Annotated in this window: 17 protein-coding genes, 1 tRNA gene and 1 pseudogene; 10 read left to right on the top strand and 9 right to left on the bottom strand. The window is 71.8% G+C overall.

Going from position 1 to position 17,421, the window contains the following annotated elements:
* Nucleotides 1–31 precede the first annotated feature (31 nt).
* The 8 genes from CFW40_RS19760 to CFW40_RS19725 all read left to right on the top strand — a co-directional run bounded on the left by CFW40_RS19760 (nucleotide 32) and on the right by CFW40_RS19725 (nucleotide 7,915).
* Nucleotides 32–1,108, top strand: a complete 1,077-nt coding sequence (locus CFW40_RS19760) for a thioesterase domain-containing protein (RefSeq protein WP_088799148.1) — start codon at nucleotides 32–34, stop codon at nucleotides 1,106–1,108.
* Nucleotides 1,109–1,152: 44 nt separating this feature from the next.
* Entirely contained in the window at nucleotides 1,153–1,647 is a 495-nt protein-coding gene (locus CFW40_RS19755; protein ID WP_088799147.1) for an SAM-dependent methyltransferase, read from the top strand.
* A gap of 80 nt (nucleotides 1,648–1,727) precedes the next feature.
* The gene (locus tag CFW40_RS19750) at nucleotides 1,728–3,197 is read left to right on the top strand and encodes a radical SAM protein (protein ID WP_088799146.1); all 1,470 of its coding nucleotides are present in this window, start codon (nucleotides 1,728–1,730) and stop codon (nucleotides 3,195–3,197) included.
* Complete coding sequence (locus tag CFW40_RS19745) at nucleotides 3,194–4,243, top strand: PLP-dependent transferase (protein WP_176956447.1); 1,050 nt, start codon at nucleotides 3,194–3,196, stop codon at nucleotides 4,241–4,243. The genes CFW40_RS19750 and CFW40_RS19745 overlap by 4 nt, the downstream gene beginning before the upstream one ends.
* A complete protein-coding gene (locus tag CFW40_RS19740) occupies nucleotides 4,240–5,298 on the top strand; it encodes a hypothetical protein (RefSeq protein ID WP_088799144.1) in 1,059 nt (352 codons plus the stop codon). The genes CFW40_RS19745 and CFW40_RS19740 overlap by 4 nt, the downstream gene beginning before the upstream one ends.
* Nucleotides 5,288–6,049 (top strand): trans-aconitate 2-methyltransferase, encoded by a 762-nt coding sequence (locus CFW40_RS19735; protein ID WP_088799143.1) that lies wholly within the window; start codon nucleotides 5,288–5,290, stop codon nucleotides 6,047–6,049. The genes CFW40_RS19740 and CFW40_RS19735 overlap by 11 nt, the downstream gene beginning before the upstream one ends.
* 11 nt (nucleotides 6,050–6,060) lie before the next feature.
* A complete protein-coding gene (locus tag CFW40_RS19730) occupies nucleotides 6,061–7,404 on the top strand; it encodes an acetyl-CoA carboxylase biotin carboxylase subunit family protein (protein WP_088799142.1) in 1,344 nt (447 codons plus the stop codon).
* A gap of 28 nt (nucleotides 7,405–7,432) precedes the next feature.
* A complete protein-coding gene (locus CFW40_RS19725) occupies nucleotides 7,433–7,915 on the top strand; it encodes an SAM-dependent methyltransferase (protein ID WP_088799141.1) in 483 nt (160 codons plus the stop codon).
* A 78-nt stretch (nucleotides 7,916–7,993) separates the two neighbouring features.
* On the opposite strand, the gene CFW40_RS19720 is transcribed toward CFW40_RS19725, so the two are convergent.
* The 3 genes from CFW40_RS19720 to CFW40_RS19710 form a co-directional block, all read right to left on the bottom strand.
* Nucleotides 7,994–8,563 (bottom strand): response regulator transcription factor, encoded by a 570-nt coding sequence (locus tag CFW40_RS19720; protein WP_176956448.1) that lies wholly within the window; start codon nucleotides 8,561–8,563, stop codon nucleotides 7,994–7,996.
* Nucleotides 8,553–9,722: a pyridoxal phosphate-dependent aminotransferase gene (locus tag CFW40_RS19715; protein WP_088799140.1), complete on the bottom strand. Its 1,170-nt coding sequence runs from the start codon at nucleotides 9,720–9,722 to the stop codon at nucleotides 8,553–8,555. The genes CFW40_RS19720 and CFW40_RS19715 overlap by 11 nt, the downstream gene beginning before the upstream one ends.
* A 186-nt stretch (nucleotides 9,723–9,908) precedes the next feature.
* Nucleotides 9,909–10,112, bottom strand: a complete 204-nt coding sequence (locus tag CFW40_RS19710) for a hypothetical protein (protein WP_088799139.1) — start codon at nucleotides 10,110–10,112, stop codon at nucleotides 9,909–9,911.
* A 183-nt stretch (nucleotides 10,113–10,295) separates the two neighbouring features.
* Here CFW40_RS19710 and CFW40_RS19705 point away from each other — a divergent pair.
* Nucleotides 10,296–11,005: pseudogene (locus CFW40_RS19705) on the top strand (hypothetical protein).
* Between the two features lie 146 nt (nucleotides 11,006–11,151).
* On the opposite strand, the gene CFW40_RS19700 reads toward CFW40_RS19705, so the two are convergent.
* From CFW40_RS19700 to CFW40_RS38160, 3 genes are read right to left on the bottom strand one after another with little or no spacing between them, the layout of a single operon-like run.
* A complete protein-coding gene (locus CFW40_RS19700; RefSeq protein ID WP_088799138.1) occupies nucleotides 11,152–11,802 on the bottom strand; it encodes a response regulator transcription factor in 651 nt (216 codons plus the stop codon).
* The gene (locus CFW40_RS19695) at nucleotides 11,799–12,797 is read right to left on the bottom strand and encodes a sensor histidine kinase (protein ID WP_256992061.1); all 999 of its coding nucleotides are present in this window, start codon (nucleotides 12,795–12,797) and stop codon (nucleotides 11,799–11,801) included. The genes CFW40_RS19700 and CFW40_RS19695 overlap by 4 nt, the downstream gene beginning before the upstream one ends.
* The gene (locus CFW40_RS38160) at nucleotides 12,791–12,934 is read right to left on the bottom strand and encodes a hypothetical protein (protein WP_256992060.1); all 144 of its coding nucleotides are present in this window, start codon (nucleotides 12,932–12,934) and stop codon (nucleotides 12,791–12,793) included. Before CFW40_RS38160 ends, CFW40_RS19695 begins: the two co-directional genes overlap by 7 nt.
* 132 nt (nucleotides 12,935–13,066) lie before the next feature.
* Here CFW40_RS38160 and CFW40_RS19690 point away from each other — a divergent pair, with 132 nt between their 5' ends.
* A complete protein-coding gene (locus tag CFW40_RS19690; protein ID WP_088799137.1) occupies nucleotides 13,067–13,822 on the top strand; it encodes a class I SAM-dependent methyltransferase in 756 nt (251 codons plus the stop codon).
* A gap of 106 nt (nucleotides 13,823–13,928) precedes the next feature.
* Here CFW40_RS19690 and CFW40_RS19685 read toward each other — a convergent pair.
* The 3 genes from CFW40_RS19685 to CFW40_RS19675 form a co-directional block, all read right to left on the bottom strand.
* Nucleotides 13,929–14,002: transfer RNA gene (locus CFW40_RS19685), tRNA-Thr, on the bottom strand.
* Nucleotides 14,003–14,105: 103 nt separating this feature from the next.
* Nucleotides 14,106–15,692: an alpha/beta hydrolase gene (locus tag CFW40_RS19680; protein WP_088799136.1), complete on the bottom strand. Its 1,587-nt coding sequence runs from the start codon at nucleotides 15,690–15,692 to the stop codon at nucleotides 14,106–14,108.
* A gap of 315 nt (nucleotides 15,693–16,007) precedes the next feature.
* Nucleotides 16,008–17,300 (bottom strand): DNA polymerase III subunit delta', encoded by a 1,293-nt coding sequence (locus CFW40_RS19675; protein WP_088799135.1) that lies wholly within the window; start codon nucleotides 17,298–17,300, stop codon nucleotides 16,008–16,010.
* Between the last annotated feature and the right edge of the window lie 121 nt (nucleotides 17,301–17,421).

Genomic DNA, 17,421 nt, shown 5'->3' with positions numbered 1-17,421 from the left:
ACCCCCTACGACATGTCAGACGAGGGAGACGATGACCCACCCCGAAACCACCAGCGTCCTCGGCCGCGACGGCGTGGAACTCCAGCTGACCGACATCTGGCGCCGGTTGCTGGGCCGCGACGACGTCGGCATCCACGATGACTTCTTTTCGCTCGGCGGCCACTCGCTGCTCGCCATCAAGCTGACGGTGGAAGTGCGCAGGCTCTTCCAGGTCGACCTGACCGCCGCGGACCTGCTCTCCGCGGCCACGGTCGCCGAACTCGCGGAGATCGTCCGGGGTGGCACGGCCGAGCGGCAGGGCCAGCTGGTCCGCGTCCAGCAAGGCTCGGGCGACAGCCCGGTATACGCCCTGCCGCCCGTGTCGGGAACCGTGCTGCTCTACCCGCCCATCGCCCGTGCCATGGGCCTCGACCAGCCCTTCTGGGCCCTGCAGTCGCTCGGTCTGCTGCCCGGCGAGGAACCCCTCTCCTCGCTCGAGGAGATCGCCGAGCACTTCATCGAGCAGCTGCGGACCGTCCACCCCGACGGCGCCCCGTGGAACCTGATCGGCTACTCGATGGGCGGACTGCTCGCCTACGAGATCGCCCGCCGGCTCCAAGAGCGCGGTGAGCGCGTCGGACTCGTCGGCCTGCTGGACACCCGCATCACGGTCGAGCCCAGCGGAGACCCGGACTTCGCGCTGCGCGCCCTGCTGTGGCGCGGGCTCAGACTGGAGCTGGACGTCGACTGGCTGCGCGGGCTGGACCCCGGCACCCGGGCGCAGGTCCTGGTGGAGCGGGCGGTCGCGGCCGGCACCATGCCCGCCGACTTCGACGCCGACCGGCTGCGCCGCATGATCGATATGTATCAGCACAACCTGGGCGCCCTGACGGCCTACAAGATCAAGCCGTACGACGGCCCCGTCACCGTCTTCCGCGTCACCGACCGCTCCCTGGAGGACGGCACGCTCCCCGACGACCTGGGCTGGAGCGAGGTCGCGGAGCAAGCCGTCGTCATCGACGTCCCGGGCGACCACTTCACGATGGTCGAGCCCGGCCAGGTCGAGGTCCTGGGCCGCCGGCTGCGCGAACAGCTCGACACGGTGTCCGCGGCCGCCCCGGCCTCCTGACGGCCGGCACCCGGATGACCGCCGCCCCACGGAACGGAGTACCCATGCAGGAGACCCACGGGACCTCGCCCTCGTACGTCGTCCGCCCCATCGGCGTCGTCCGCTCGCCCCGCAGCGTGCCCGAACACGACCGCTGGGGCGGTGTCAGCTCGGTCATCGAGCTGGACCCCGAGCGGCTGCGGCCCGAGGCCGTGCGGGGCCTGGAGCAGTTCTCGCACCTCGAAATCGTCTTCCACTTCCATCTGGTCCCCGAGACCGCGGCCGTCACCGGCGACTGCCACCCCCGGGACCGCACCGACCTGCCCCGCCTCGGCATCCTCGCCCAACGGCTCAAGGAACGCCCCAACCGGCTCGGCGTCTCGCGCTGCGAGCTGGTCCGCGTCGACGGCCTGACCCTGCACGTACGGGCACTCGACGCGCTGGACGGCACGCCGGTCCTCGACATCAAGCCGTACCAGCGGCTCTTCCAGCCGGCGGCGGAGACCGTCCGCGAGCCGGCCTGGCTGCACGCGGCGATGTCCCGCTACTACAGCCTCTGAACGCCACACCGTCCGCGTGCCACTCCTCCCACCCGGTCCGGCCACAAGCCACCCCGGGCCCTCCACAACCAAGGAGTCACATGTCCGTCCACACCACCACCGGCGGCACCACGGCCGATCTCGAACTCAACCTCGGCCGTCTCCTCGACCGCAACCCGCAGCTCCAGATCCCGCGCGACGAGTACAACATCAACGTCACCTCGAACGAGGGCGACCGGCTCGGCAGTGACGAACTCGCCGCGGAGTACGGCGCGTTCCCGGGCGCGGGCCACCCGGCACACCTGTACTTCCACCTCCCGCTCTGCAACTACATCTGTCATTTCTGCAACTACGTCAAACGGCTGGTGCCCCGCGGCAAGGAGGACGGCGCCCTGCGCCTGTGGTCCGACCTGCTGATCGAGGAGTCCCGCCGCTACCTGGACCGCTACGACTGGATACCCCGGGCCCGCATCGAGTCCTTCTACATCGGCGGCGGCACCGCGGCCCTGCTGCTCAACAGCCCCGACTTCATCAAGCCGCTGGTCGAGCACGTCCGGGAGAACTACGAGCTGGCCGACGGCATCGAGTTCAACATCGAGGGCAACCCGGAGAACTTCCAGCGCCACCACCTGGAGACCGCACGTGAGCTGGGCTTCAACCGGTTCAGTCTCGGGGTGCAGTCCCTGCAGGACGAGGTGAACGACTTCACCAAGCGCCGCCACTCCGCGGCCCAGTCGATCGAGGCGGTCGAGAACCTGCTCGCCACCGGCTGCCCCTTCAACGTCGACATGATGTTCGGCCTGCCGTACCAGACCCCGGAGTCGGTACGCCGCGACATGGAGATCCTGACCGGCCTCGGCGTTCCCACCATCACCATCTACCGGCTGCGCAACGCCGACCGGGAGGAGATGGGCATCGGCAACCGCGCGGTCTGGAACAACCCCGCGGTGCGCGAACGGCTCATCCGCGAGGGCCGCTTCCCGGACCTGGACTCGACGTACGCGATGCGTCAGGAGGCCGTCGAGGTCCTGCTGGAGCAGGGCTACTACCCCAGCCCCTGCGGCTGGTGGAGCCGGCCCGGCACCTACGAGGGCGGCAACATCCCGCAGACCTCGAAGAACAAGTGGGAGCACTACAACACCATGATCGCCTACGGTCCCGGGGCCTACGGCTGGCTCACCGGTGCCGAGGAGGAGTTCCTGCAGACGCACAACATCACCGACATCAGCAAGTACGTGTCGTTCATGCAGAACAACGAGGGCCTGCCGCTCAACTTCGGCCGCCGGCTCAGTGGCCACAAGGCCATCGGCACCGCGCTCGGCTTCAACTTCAAGGCCAACCAGCCGATCGTCCTGGAACGCTACAAGGAGCGCTTCGGCGCCGACCTGCTGGAGATGGAGCCCTTCGCCTCCGCGTTCGCCGAGCTGCTGGAGCGCGGACTGGTCGAGAAGGTCGACCACGGCACCGCCCTCCGCCCGACCCTGGACGGCGAGGCCCTGCACGAGGAGATCATCTTCCACTACTTCCACCAGCGCATCGGCCTGTCCGACGCGCCCGTGTGCCGGCGGTGACCGTGCAGCAGACCGCACCCACGACCGCCCCCGCGTCCCCGGCCCACGGGCCGGTCCGCCGGGTCGAGGACGCCTTCGCCGCCCTGCACGGCGCCGACCGTGCGCTGCTCGTGCCCGGAGCGGTGGCCGCCACCACGGGCACGCTGCTCGCCCTGACCAACCCGGGCGGTCACCTCATCGCCTCCGACCAGATCTGCGACCCGCTGCGCGGCGTCCTGACCCGCGAACTCAGCGGCCTGGGACGCACGGTGACCTTCGTCGACTGCACCGACGTGGACGCCGTCATCGCCGCCGTACGGCCCGAAACCCAGGTCGTGTACACGCAGTCCCTGAGCGACCCGCTGATGCGGCCGGCCCCGCTCAACGAGATCGCCATCCATGCCCAGATGAACGACCTCCTGCTGGTCGTGGACAACACCGCACTGTCACCCGCCGAGCTGCGGCCCCTGGAGACCGGCGCCGTGGTCGTCATCGAGGACACGGCCCCCTATCTCGACGGCTGGGGGGACGTCGGCGCCGCCCTGGTCACCGGCCTGGACCGGTATCTGCCACGCATCGCCGAACAGTGCGCGCGGCTCGGCGGCGAGGTGCACGGCTGGGCCGCCCACCTGCTGGAACGCTCCCTGGCCACCCTGCAACTGCGGCTGTCCGCCCAGCGGGACGGCGCCGAGCGGGTCGCCGCGGCACTGCGCGCGCACCCCGCCGTACGGGCGGTACACCGACCGTCCTTCGACGAGGCACCGTGGGCCCTGGAAACCCACGAGGGCTTCGGCGGACTGCTGTCCTTCGAGGTCGTACCGGAGATCCGTGACCTGTCCGGCATCCTGGCCGCCGGCAACGGCGACGGCACACCGCTCGCCGGCTCCGCCCGGCTGCCCGCCCACACCAGCCACGCCCACCTGAGCGAGCGGGTCCGCCGGGAAGCGGGCATCACGCGGCAACTGGTGCGCCTGGAGGTGGGCATCACCGGCAGTGACGCCCTGACGACCCGGCTGAGGCGGGCCCTGGACGCGGCCCTCGAGCAGAGCAACGGAGCTGACACGTGATGCTGAACGGCGTCGATCTACGAGCCCGGCAGTCGCTGGCCGAGCAGATCGGGGAGGACTCCTGGGAGGCACAGCTGAGCGTCGGCGTGACGGCCCGGCCCGTGGCGGCCGGCCACTGCCGGGTACACACCGAACCGATGCGGCTCGGATCCACCCGGGTGGCCCGGGCCTTCGGCATCGACCAGCGGTGCGGGTCCGGCACCGGCGACCACCTCGATCCGGTCGGGTCGCTGCTGGTGGCCCTGGGGGCGTCCGTGGCGGACAGCGTGGTCACCGAGCTGTCCGGTGCGGGGTGTGGCCCGGAGCTCCTGGAGGTGCTGCCCTGCGCCGAGTTCGCAGCGGACGGCTCCGTCAGGCTCTCGTACGGGATACGTCTCGACGGCGGGATCTGTGCCGGGCAGGCCCGGCGGGCGGTCGCGGCGGCCCGTGCGCGGGACAGCGCGCACCGCACCCTGGAGGAACCGGGCGTCATCAAGGCCGTGGTGCAGACCGCCCAGGACGTGCACCTCCTCAGCCGTCCCGGCCCGGCCGGCGCGGAGGAGTTCACGGCCGTCAGGCGGCGTACCGCCCAGGTGAGGTGGGAGGTCGGCACCCACGTCATCGCCGAGGCCGACGGCGTGCACGCCGAGTCCGACCAGCCCAAGCAGCTGTTCGGCGCCGACCTCGCCCCGAGTGCCCAGGAGTACGTCCTGGCCGCGCTGGCGGCGGAAGCCCTCGGCTTCGCCGACCCGCGGGCCGCCGCCCCCGGCGAGGCGTCCGCGTCCGTGCACGCCTCGGGCCGTATCGACCTGCGCGGCCCTTACTCCTCCTCCCCCGACGCACCCGCAGGGCTGCGCAACGTCCTCGTCCAGCTGCTGCCCGCCGACCCGACGGAGGAGGGCGGCACGGCGGCCGGCGCCATACGCCGCTGGCTCGACGAGGGAGACGCCCTGCGGCTGGTCAGGGACGCCCACCCGATCGAGGTCCGGCTGGTCCTGGACGGCACCCCGGTCCCCGTACCGCACACCGAGAACGACCGCATGAACGACACCAAGGAGCACCACCGTGCCTCGTGAATGGGACGCCAAGACGTACGACTCGCTTCCCCTGCCGCACCAGCAGTGGGGCAAGCGCACCCTGGGCCGGCTGCAGCTGACGGGTGGCGAAACCGTCCTGGACGCCGGCTGCGGCACGGGCCGCGACACCGCCGCGTTGCTCGACCTGGTCCCGGACGGCCGGGTGATCGGCGTCGACGGCTCCCGTCGCATGCTCGACCAGCTGCGCACCAAGCTGGCCGACCGGATCGACCGGCTCGAGGTCGTCCACGCCGACCTGACCAAGCCCCTGCCGGTATCCGGCCAGGTCGACGCGATCACCAGCGTGGCCACCTTCCACTGGATCACCGATCACGCGGCGCTCTTCACCAACCTGGCCCGGCACCTGCGACCGGGCGGCCAGTTCGTCGCCGAGTGCGGCGGCCAGGGCAATGTCGCGCGGATCAACGCAGCCGTGGACGAGGTACTGGGCAAGAAGACCGACGGGACCGATGACAAGGACAGGGTCTGGTACTTCGCCGGTGTCGAGGAGACCACCGAGCGTCTGAAGGACGCCGGGTTCACCGGCATCGAGGTCAGCCTGCTGCCCGACCCGGCCCGGCTGGAGCCGGGCGAGCAGCTGTGGAGCTACCTGGCCACCGTGGTCCTCGGCTCCCACCTCGACAAGCTCCCCGAGTCCGACCACGAGCGCTTCGTCCGCGACGTCGCCGCCCGCCTCCCCGAGCCGGTCGTCGACTACGTACGGCTCAACATCACCGCCCGCCGGGCCTGACGGAGGCTGTCATGGCACACCCCGCCCTGCCCACCCTCCTGGTCGTCCATGACCGGGGCTCCGCCAGTTGGCTGCGCATCCTCTCGGCGGCGCGCGGCCTGTGCCGGGTGATCTTCCTGCACGAGGCGGAACACCCGGCGCCGTCCGCCGAGTTGGCGCAGGTTGCGGAGCACGCCGAGGTCGTCGACATCACCGGACTCGGCGAGGCGGAGGTGTGCCGGCTGGCCGGAAGCCTGCACCCCGCGGGCGTCCTCACCTTCAGTGAGTACCGGCTGCGCCTGACAGCGGCGGTGGCCGCGTACTGCGGGGTGCGTTTCCACTCCCGCGCCACCGCGGAGGCCCTGACCGACAAGTACCGGCAACGACAGGCGCTGGCGGAAGCGGGCGTCCAGCGCACCGGGTGCGTCCCGCTCCGCCACCCGGACGAGGCCGCCGCCGCCCTCGCCCGGGTCGGGACGCCCGCCGTGCTCAAGCCCCGGCACAGCGCGGGCAGCGTGGACACCTGCCTGGTGGCCTCGGCCGACGAGTGCCGCGCGCGGCTGGCGGAGTTCGCCGGGGGTGACCGGCGTGACTTCGTCCTGGAGGAGTTCCTGCCCGGCGACCCCGCGCGGACCGGCCCCGGCTGGGCCGACTACGTCTCCGTGGAGTCGCTGGTCGTCGACGGCGAGCCGCGGACCGCGGCACTCAACGGAAAGCCGCCGCTGGTCCCGCCGTTCCGGGAGACCGGCCATGTGCTGCCGGCCCCCGTCCCGCCTGCCCTCGCCGCCGAGATCGTGCGCCTGGAACAGGCGGCGGTGCGGGCCCTCGGCATCCGGCACGGCATCACCCACACCGAGGTCAAGCTCACCCCGGACGGGCCGCGGATCATCGAGGTCAACGGGCGGCTGGGCGGATTCATCGCCGAGATCGTGCAGCGCCGCACCGGCTACGACATGGTGGCGGCCGCGCTCCGCATGGCGCTGGGCCTGCCCGTCACCTCCCCGGACCCCGCCCGGTTGTACGGGGACCGGGTGACCTTCCAGTACCTGATCGTCCCGCCCATCGGCCCGCTCCGGCCCGGCCCGCCCTCGCTCCTCGACGGCCTCGGGAACCTGCCCGGCATCGACCTCGTCGACGTCTCCCCTCCCTCCCGCTGGCACACCGACTGGCGCCGGGGCACGACCGGCGCGATCGGCACGGTCTACGGCTCCGCCGCCGACCACACCGAGCTGCGGGCACTGCTGGACCAGGTCCGCGCGCGGCTGGACCGCTTCTGGCGCGGTACGCACGGACCGCACACCGACGTACCGCATACCGACATACCGCACACCGACGTACCGCAGGCCTCGGTACGGTGGGCCAACTCGACCGACTGACCGACCCTTTGAGCGAAAGGCACTGCGCATGCCCGAGAACAGCACTCCTGCCGAGGTGGTTTCGGTGCCGGTGGGCCGGGTGGTCGGCGGCCGGACGGAGGTCCGCGACGACGACTGGGGCAAGGAGACCGCGATCATCCGCCTAGACGCCGGCCAGTACGGTCCGGAGGCGGTGGCGGGCCTGGACACCTTCTCCCACCTGGAGGTCGTCTACCACTTCGACCGCGTCCCCACCGACAAGATCCAGACCGGGGCCCGGCACCCGCGCGGCAACACCGACTGGCCCCTGGTCGGCATCTTCGCCCAGCGCGGCAAGAACCGCCCCAACCGGCTCGGTGTCTCCCGCTGCCGCCTCCTCAAGGCCGACGGCCTCGACCTGCACGTCCAGGGCCTGGACGCCGTCGACGGCACCCCCGTCCTCGACATCAAGCCCTACATGGCCGAGTTCGGCCCCCAGGGCCACACCACCCAGCCCGACTGGGCCACCGAGATCATGCGCCACTACCACTGACCGGCCCTGTGCGCGGGCAGCCCCGTTATGCCGGCCCCGGCAGACAGCGTGCCGGGGCCGGCGTAACGGGGCCGGGCTTCACAGGGGCTGGAGGCCGAGGGCGACGCGGGTGAGTTCCGCCTTGTTGCCGATGCCGAACTTGGAGCGCACCCGCTTGACGTACGTGTCGACGGTGTGCGGGCTGATGCCGATGCGCCGGGCCACCTGGCCGTGGGTCATCCCGGACGCGATGAACCGCAGCACCTGCTGCTCGCGCGGCGACAGACCGGGCGCCGCCCGGTCGGCAACGGGCACCGGCGTGCGGCGCTCCACGGCCTCGTACACCTGCCGTAGCACCTGGTCCGGGGTCGCCTCGGCCCGCACCACGACGACATCCGGCGCGCTCCCGCACCACGCGGGCCCGTCCGGCACGGCCTTGGCCAAGGCGTCCTCCACGAGCAGCACGTCGATCCCGGCCCCGGGCCCGGGAAAGGAATCGGCCGAGGTGAAGACGACCTCGCAGGGCGACTGGGTGGTCAGCAGGTGCGTCAGACCCATCAGGACGAGCGGCCGGCCGTCACAGATGGCCGTGCGCATCCCGCCGACGTCGGCGCGGGCGGCCGGCGGACCGGCTTCCGGGCGTTCGAGGGTGATCGTCTCAGTGCTCATCGATGCCTTCCCCGTAGATCTTGTTGATGCGTTCGATCGCCTCGGCCACTCGCTGCCACGGCGCGGCGGTGAAGCAGAGGCGGGCCCGGTTGCCGCAGTGCGCCCCGAAGACCCGGCCCGGGGCCAGGCCGACACCGGCCTGGGCGCACCGGTGAACGAACCGCCCGTCGTCCCCCCAGGCGCTCAGATCGAGGAAGGTGTACAGCCCGCCGGACGCCTTGGTGTGCGGAACCTCCAGCGTCGAATCGGCGAGCCACCCCGCCGCGGCGGCGTGGTCCCGGCGTCGGTCGAGCTCCTCGCGCGGCGTGCGCAGCGCCTCGTACACGGCGCACTGCGCCGCGGTGGAGACGGAACGGCGCGGGTACCGCGCCCACTTGGCCAGCGGCTCCGTCAGCACCGGCGGTGAGATCAGGCAGCCCGCCCTGGCGTCCGGCATCGCATACGTCGTGCTGAAGCTGTGCAGGGAGAGGGTGCGCGCCGCCGTCGCACCGACAGCCGCGATGTCGAGGAAGCCCTCCCGGGTGAAGTCGTAGCTCTCGTAGGAGTTGTCGGCGATCAGCCAGAGGTCGTGCCGCTCGGCCAGGTCCGCGAGCGCACCGAGCCGGCTGCCGTCGAGCCGGTAACCGGTGGGGTTGTTGGGGCTGTTGAAGTAGATCGCGCGGGTCCTGGGTGCCACCGCCCTCTCCACGGCCCCGGCGAAGTCGAATCCGCGGGCCGCGCCGAGCTCCAGGAAGACCGGTACCTCGCGGGGCACTCCGCCAGCCGCCCGGATCAGGCCGGTGGCGAACAGCCACTGCGGTGAGAGCACCAGGACCTCATCGCCTTCCCGCAGGATCGCGTGCAGGGCGGCGGCGAGGGCGTGCGTGGCACCACGGGTGACCAGGACCTGTTCGGGGCCCACGGCACTGCGCCGCCGGGCGGTGGCGGCCCGGGCGAGTGCCGCGCGCAGCGCCGGGACGCCGCCGGGAGGAGCCTGCTCGTCAGGGGCGAAACCGAACTCCCCACTGCCCCGGGTGCGGGACCGGACACCGGGCCCGAAGACGGTCCTGCCCCGGTGCAAGCCGATCGGATCCGCGTGCCCGGAGCCGCGCAGCAGCTCTTCCACGCGATCGAGAGGGCAGTCAGGGACGCCACCGAGAGCTCGGGCGTAAGACGGCATGGCGGGTGCTCCTGCCGGAGGAAACCATCGGGGGTGAACGTGCGTTACGCCTGACTCCGCCGTGCGACGGCCCGGTGGGAGGGCGGCGCCGGGCCCCACACGGCCCGCTGTCGCCCGAAACCGGTTCTCCTTCTCACAGTGGGTGCCGCCTCACCAGCGGGTGCCGCCTCACCAGCGGGTGCCTTCTCACCAGTGGGTGTCGTCCGAGGAGAGGGACGTGCCCCCGTGGAGGTCACCGACGCCCGCGCCGGTGACGGTCAGGGTCACGTCCCCGTGGGTGTCATCGGGAGCCGAGGTGGCGGCCTGGGCCGGCCCGACCGCCGTCAGCACCGCCACCGCCCCGACGGCCAGGCCGAGCACCGAGCGGGTCACGATCCGGGCCTTCATCATCGCTCTCTCCTTCATCCGCGGCTCTGCGCTTCACCGGGGTCGCCCCCGTGACAGGAACAGTTCAACCCCGGCCGCTTTCGAACGTCCTTCCGTCGGCTCAGTGCGCACCCGCCCTGAGCCGAAAGCCGATCAGAAGGAGATGAGAAGGATGGCCCGCGAGCCACCGACTCCTACGATCAGAAGATGACGGCTCCTCTCTATCCCGCCAAACCTCGCCCCGGAGACCGCGTCGCGGTGCTCTCCCCTTCGTCAGGCCTGCCCGGCCTCTTCCCGCTGCCCTACGAACTGGGGCTGCGCAGGCTGCGGGACGACTTCGGCCTGGAGGCGTGGAATACGAGCTCACCCCCGCAAGCGCCTACCGGGACGTCGACCGCCCCTGGGAGGAACCGCGCACCTTCGAGACCGAACCCGACATGGAACCCGCCGAAGGCTGGAGTTGGCACAACGCCGACCGTGTGGTCGAAGGTGCCGGCTGGGGCGGCAGTCTGGAGACCCTGTCGTGGCTGCTGATGGCTGACCGCACCGTTCAACCAGCCGTCAGCTACTCCGGCAACGTCCTCTTCCTGGAGACTTCGGAGGAAATGCCGGGTGCTCAGGAGGTCTACCGGATCCTCCGGAGCATGGGCGAACGCGGATTGCTGCAAGAGTTCCCCGCGCTGCTGATGGGCAGGGCGAAATGCTGGTCGTTCGACAACCCATTGAGCGCCCCTGAAAAGGCGCACTTCCGCTCACAGCAGCGAGAAGCCGTCCTGCGTGCCCTCCATGAGTACGCCCCCGACACGATGGCAGTGTTCGACATCGAACTCGGCTACACCGATCCCCAGGTGGTGATCCCCGTCGGAGGGCGTATTCGGGTGGACGGCCCGGCGCGCCGAGTCGTCGTCACCTACTGAGGCGGCACCGAGGTGCGGCCGAAGGTGAGCGGACCACCGGGTGACGGCCGCTCGCCTTCTTGCCATCCGAAGCGGTCCTCGCCGGCCTGCTGCCCGCCTCGCGCATGGCGGATCAGCAGGCGCCATGGGCGCGGGAAGGCCGGCCTTCACCGCACCAGCCCGGCATCCTTGGCGCACAGCGCGGCCTGCACCCGGTTGTCCACCTCGAGGGCGGCCAGAATGCGGCTGACGTGCGCCTTCACCGTGCTCTCCCGCATCCCCAGACCGGTGGCGATCTCAGCGTTGGACGCGCCGCCGGCCAGGAGCCCGAGCACGTCGGTCTCGCGCGGCGTCAAGCGCTCCATCCGGGCCCGGGCAGCGGCCGGGGCGCCGTGCGCCGTGTGGTGATGGTGCGCGATGAGTCGCCGGGCAGCAGAGGGGTGCAGCATCGCCTGCCCGTCGGCGACGACCTCGACGGCCCGGATGATCTCCGCGGGGTCGGTGTCCTTCAGCAGGAAGCCGACCGCGCCGGCGGCCAGCCCGTCGTAGACGTACTGGTCCAGGTCGAACGTTGTGAGCATCACGACCTTGGGCGGCTCGGACAGCGCGCTCAGCCGCCTGGTGGCCTCGATACCGTCCATGTGGGGCATCCGCACGTCCATCAGCACGACGTCCAGGCACTGCGCGGTGGCCCGTTCGAGGGCTTCCCGGCCGTCGGAGGCCTGTGCGGCGACGGTGATGCCGGGAGCGTCCTGAAGGATGTCGGCGAGCGCCAGCCGCACCAGGCCGTCGTCGTCGACGATCATCGTCCGGATCACGCCGCCCCCCTGCCGCGCTGGTCGTCGAGCGGGATGGCGGCGGCCACCCGCCAGCCTCCCGATCCCGTAGGACCGTACTCCAGCCGGCCGTTGAGCGCGGCGACCCGCTCGGCCAGTCCGACCAGGCCGTAGCCGGATCCCTCGGTCGCGGCCTCGGACGGGGCTCCGGCCGGGTTGCGGATCACCACGGTGGACTGCGGCGGGCCGTAGCGCACCTCGAGCCGTGCGGTCGCTCCGGCGGCGTGCTTACGGGCGTTGGTCAGGGCTTCTTGCGCAAGCCGGTGAATGGCGAGCCGATGGCTGGCCGGTACGGAGTCGGGGGCGCCCTCGATGACCGTTTCGATCGGCTGTCCCGCCGCCCGCGCCTCGTCGATCACCGTCGAGAGTTCCGGCAGACCGGGCACCCGTGAGGCCGGTGTCTCCTTGGTGTCGTGGCCGCGCAGCACACCCAGTACGTCCCGCAGATCGCCGAGCGCGTCGGTGGACGCGGTGCGCAGCAGGCCGATCCGGTTCGCCACCGGCCCGGGCAGGTCGGCGGCCCGCTGCTTGAGGGCGCCGGTGTGCAGGGCGATGACCGTGAGCCGGTGGGCGAGCACATCGTGCATCTCGCCGGCGATCCGGGTGCGCTCCTCCAACCGGGCCTGCACCGCGCGGAGTTCGCGCTCCATCCGCAGACGGCTGACCTGTTCGGCCAGCGAGGCGACGTGCCGACGGCGATTGCCCGTCCACAGCCCGATGACCAGCGCGAGCAGCAGCACTGCCGGCGGCCCGTATGTGCGGGTCATCCACAGGCTGTTCCCCGGATGCGCCAGCGAACTGCCGACCATCGCGGCCACCACGCACAGCCCCTCGAAGACGAACCGGCCCCGGGAGGCGCGGTAGAAGAGCACGACCAGCAGGGGGAAGAACGATCCCAGCAGCACCGCGCCGGCCGTGGTGCTCACTACGGCGAGCACCGGCTTGCGGCGTCGCAGCAGGATCGGGAGGGTCAGCACCGCGGCCGCCCCGACGCGGGGGCTGAACAGCGTGCCCCCGCGGCCACATACGCCTGCTGCACCGCTCCCGCTCCGACGACGCAGATCATCAGCGCCTCGGCCCACCACGGCCAGGCCCGGCCCCTCACCTTGTTCACCAGGTCAGCATAGTGAGACAACACCCTTGCGGCCTTGGCCAGTTGGCGACCGTCACCCCCTACTTTCGTACGGGGTGGCCGCGGCGTAACGGCCGATGGCGCAGGGCCGCCCGCTTCCTAGCGTTGATGCGCATGAACCAGACACCGGCTACTGCCGCCACCGCTCCCGGGATCACCGCCCTCACCGGCCCGCGACAGCGCAACACCGCCGTCGCGTTCTTCCGGGAGTCCGTCCGTTCCCGGCAGACCACCGGCGCCGTCGCCCCCAGCGGCTCCCCGCTCGCCCAGCGGCTCGCCGCGCCACTGCCCGCCCCCGGCGGCCGCAGCCCCCTGCGTGTCCTGGAGGTCGGCGCGGGTACCGGCACGGTCACCCGTGCGCTGGCCGAGCGCATCGGCCCTGGCGACCGGCTGGACACCGTGGAGGTCAACCCCCGGTTCGTACAGCTGCTGACCGGGGCGCTGCGCACGGACCCGGTGCTGGCCGCCGCGTCCGGACAGATCCGGATCATCCCGGAGTCGATCAGCCACACGCCGCTGCCCCCGAAAAGCTACGACGTGATCGTCTCCTGTCTGCCCTTCATGAACTTCGCCCCCGACATGGTGCGTTCCCTGCTGGAGCGGTACATGGCCGCCCTGGTCCCCGGCGGGCATCTGACCTTCTTCAGCTATCTCGGCACGCTGCCCCTGCGGACCCTGTTCGCCCGGCCCACCGAGGCCGCCCGCTACCGCGCGGTGGCGGCCGTACTGGCCGACTTCTCCACTCGCCACAGCCACGGGGGCGGCGTCGGCGTCGCCTGGCGCAACCTGCCGCCCGCCCGGGTAACGCACCTGAGGACACCCCAGCCGACCGCAGACGTCACGGCCCCGGATTCTCCCGTCCGGCGATGACGATGACGCCCGGCGACCTGCGCACGGAGCGCTCCCGGCGTCGTCGCCGCATCCGGTGAAAGCAAAAGCCCCAGGTCACGGCGAGTGAGTCCTGGGGCTTCCACGGAGCCGCCTTCGGGATTCGAACCCGAGACCTACGCATTACGAGTGCGTTGCTCTGGCCAACTGAGCTAAGGCGGCGTGGTGCGCGGCCCAGTCTACACATCGCGGAGGGGTGCTCTGTAACCGGTTTAGGAGCTGGTCAGGGGTGAGCGGGGAGTGGGGCGTGGAGGTGTGAGGCGGGTCACTTGCAGTGCTTGTTCTTGGGGGGGACGGTGCCGTCCAGGAGGTAGGTGTCGATCGTGGAGTCGATGCACTTGCTGCCGCGGCCGTAGGCGGTGTGGCCGTCGCCCTCGTAGGTGAGGAGGGTGGCGCTGGAGAGCTGGGAGGCGAGGGCCTGGGCCCAGCTGTAGGGGGTGGCCGGGTCGCGGGTGGTGCCGACGACGAGGATCGGGGCGGCGCCCTTGGCCTCGATGCGGTGGGCGGTGCCGGTGGGCTTGACCGGCCAGTAGGAGCAGTTCAGGGCGGCCCAGGCGAAGGCGTCGCCGAAGACCGGGGAGGCCTTGCGGAAGCTGGGAAGGGCGGCGCGGGCCTGGCCGGGGCCGGTGAAGGCGGGTGGGAGGTCGATGCAGTTGACGGCGGGGTTGGCGTACATCTGATTGCTGTAGGAGCCGTTCGGGCTGCGCTCGTAGTAGCTGTCGGAGAAGGCGAGCAGCCCGCGGCCGTTGCCGGCCTTGGCCTGGGCGAGGTATTCGCGCAGGAGGGGCCAGGCGCGCTGGTCGTACATGGCGGCGATGACGCCGGTGGTGGCGAGGGATTCGGTGAGCTTCCGGTCCTCGCCCGTGGCCGCCGGGTGGGCATCCAGCTTTTTGAAGAGGGCGGAGATCTGCTTGGCGGCGTCCTCGGTGCTCTTGGTGCCCAGGGGGCAGTTCTTGTGCTTGATGCAGTCCACGGCGAACGCCGTGAAGGCGGTGTTGAAGCCGGCGGTCTGCTGGACGTTGGTGGCGCGGGCGTCGAGCTCCGGGTTCATCGCGCCGTCGAGGACCATGCGGCCGACGCGGGAGGGGTAGAGGCCGGCGTAGGTCGTGCCGAGGAAGGTGCCGTAGGAAGCACCGAAGTAGTTGAGCTTCTTGTCGCCCAGGACAGCGCGCAGCACGTCCATGTCACGCGCGGCCTCGACGGTGGAGATATGCGCGAGCAGCTTGCCGGAGCGGGACACGCAGCCCTTGGCGAAGTCGCGGTAGGCGGTGGCGAGCTTGTTGACCTCGGCGGGTGAGTCCGGGGTCTGGTCCGTCTGGGTGTAGCGGTCCATCTGCTGGTTGGTGAGGCACTCGACCGGCTGGCTGTGGGCCACGCCGCGCGGGTCCATCGCCACCATGTCGTAACGCGCACGGACCGCGGCGGGCTGGGGCGCGTACTTCTCGAGGTATTCGATCGCCGCGCCGCCGGGGCCGCCCGGATTGACCAAGAGGGAGCCGAGCCGGTGGCCGGCGCCGGTGGCCTTCTTGCGGGCGATCGCGAGCTTGATGTCGCCCCCGCCGGGGTGGGAGTAGTCCAGGGGCGCCTTCATCGTGGCGCATTCGAAGCCGCTGCTCGCGCAGGAATGCCAGCTCAGCTTCTGGTCGTAGTACGACCGGAGGCTTGTGGGGGTCGAGGCCGGGAGGGGCGCGAGGGTCGGTTCGCCGGCGGGGCGCTGGGCGCCGGCCTCCGTGGTGCGGCCCGGGGACGCCTCGTCGTCGGGGGAAGAACTCCCCGAGGAGCAGCCGGAGATCAGCAGAGCGGTGGCCGCGAGGAGAGCGGCGGAGGTGCGGAGCAGTCGGCTGGTGGCCATGGACGGTCCCTTGGTCTCGGTCCCTGGGATAGGGGGTGAGGTGAGTGCGGCGTCGGTCTCTGGAGGTCCCTGGTGGGTGGAGTGCGGCGGGGGCGGAGGAGTGCCGGGAGGGGCTGAGTGGGGTGGTGCTGGGGGCGGTGGCAGTCGTGAGGGTGAGGGTGGGCGCGTGACGGATGTCGGGGGCGGGAGAGCACTGGCGCGTTCGGACGGAGAGTATCCGGGCGGGGACGTTGTGTGTGCGTTTCCTTGAAGGGGCGAGCCGGGTGTGCGGCGGGGGTAGGTGGGCTGCGGTGGGTGGGCTGCGGCGGGTGGTGGTCAGCCGGCGCGGAGGGCTGCCGTCATTGCCTCGACCGCGAGGAGGGGGGCCACATTGCGGTCCAGGGCCTCGCGGCAGGCGATCACGGCTTCTATACGGCGGAGGGTTCGTTCGGGGGACGAGGCGGTGGCGATGCGGTGGATGCTGTCGCGCACCTCGTCGTTGGCGAGGGGCACCGAGGCGCCCATCTGGAGGGCGAGGACATCGCGGTAGAAACCGGTGAGGTCGACCAGGGCCAGGTCGAGGCTGTCGCGCTGGGTACGCGTCGAGCGGCGCTTCTGCTTGTCCTGGAGCTCCTTCATGGCGCCGGCCGTGCCGCGCGGCAGGCGTCCGCCGGTGCCGGCGGCGGCGCCGAGCGCGGCGCGCAGCTCCTCGGTCTCCTTGGTGTCGACGTCCTCGGCGACCTGCTTGGCGTCCTCCCCCGCGGCGTCGATCAGCTCCTGGGCGGCCTTGAGGCAGCCGCCGATGTCGTCGACGCGGAGGGGGAGTTTGAGTACGGCCGCCCGGCGGGCGCGGGCACGCTCGTCGGTGGCGAGACGGCGGGCCCGGCCGATGTGGCCCTGGGTGGCACGGGCGGCGCGGTCGGCGGCCTCCGGCTCGATGCCGTCCCGCCGGACGAGGACGTCGGCCACCGCGCCGACCGGCGGGGTCCGCAGGGAGAGATGGCGGCAGCGCGAACGAATGGTGGGGAGGACGTCCTCCACGGAGGGGGCGCACAGCAGCCAGACCGTACGGGGCGCGGGCTCCTCGACGGCCTTGAGGAGGACATTGCCGGCGCCCTCGGTGAGGCGGTCGGCGTCCTCCAGGACGATCACCTGCCAGCGGCCGCCGGCCGGCGAGAGGGAGGACCGGCGGACCAGGTCGCGGGTCTCCTTGACGCCGATGGAGAGCAGGTCCGTACGGACGATCTCGACGTCGGCGTGCGTGCCGACCAGGGACGTATGGCAGCCGTCGCAGAAACCGCAGCCGGGGGCGCCCCCGAGGGCGCGGTCCGGGCTGACGCACTGCAGGGCGGCGGCGAAGGCGCGGGCCGCGGTGGCGCGGCCGGAACCGGGCGGACCCGTGAACAGCCAGGCGTGGGTCATCTGGGAGGCGCTGCCGCGGTCGCCGGACGGCCGCGGTTCCGACTGCGACTGCGGTTCCGGCTGCGGTGCCTGCTCACCGGGCCCGGGGCCCGCCTCCGCTCCCGCCCTCTCGCGCTCCGCGGTGACGTAGGCGTCCGCATCGCGCGCGGCCGCGGCCAGCTGTGCCGTCACCCGGTCCTGGCCGACCACGTCGTCCCATACCGCCATCGCTGTCCGCCGTTCCTGTCCGTGCCGTCCTGCTCGTGCCATGCGAGGTGGGTGGGTGCCCGGCCGCACACCGCGCAGTGCTCCACACCTGACCCATTGTGGTGCAACCCACTGACAAACG

Origin of the sequence: Streptomyces sp. 2114.4 (assembly GCF_900187385.1) — a bacterium.
In the GTDB taxonomy this organism is placed as follows: Bacteria; Actinomycetota; Actinomycetes; order Streptomycetales; family Streptomycetaceae; genus Streptomyces; species Streptomyces mooreae.
The sequence above is the reverse complement of the archived record's forward strand: the minus strand, read 5'-3'. Positions and strand labels throughout refer to the sequence as shown.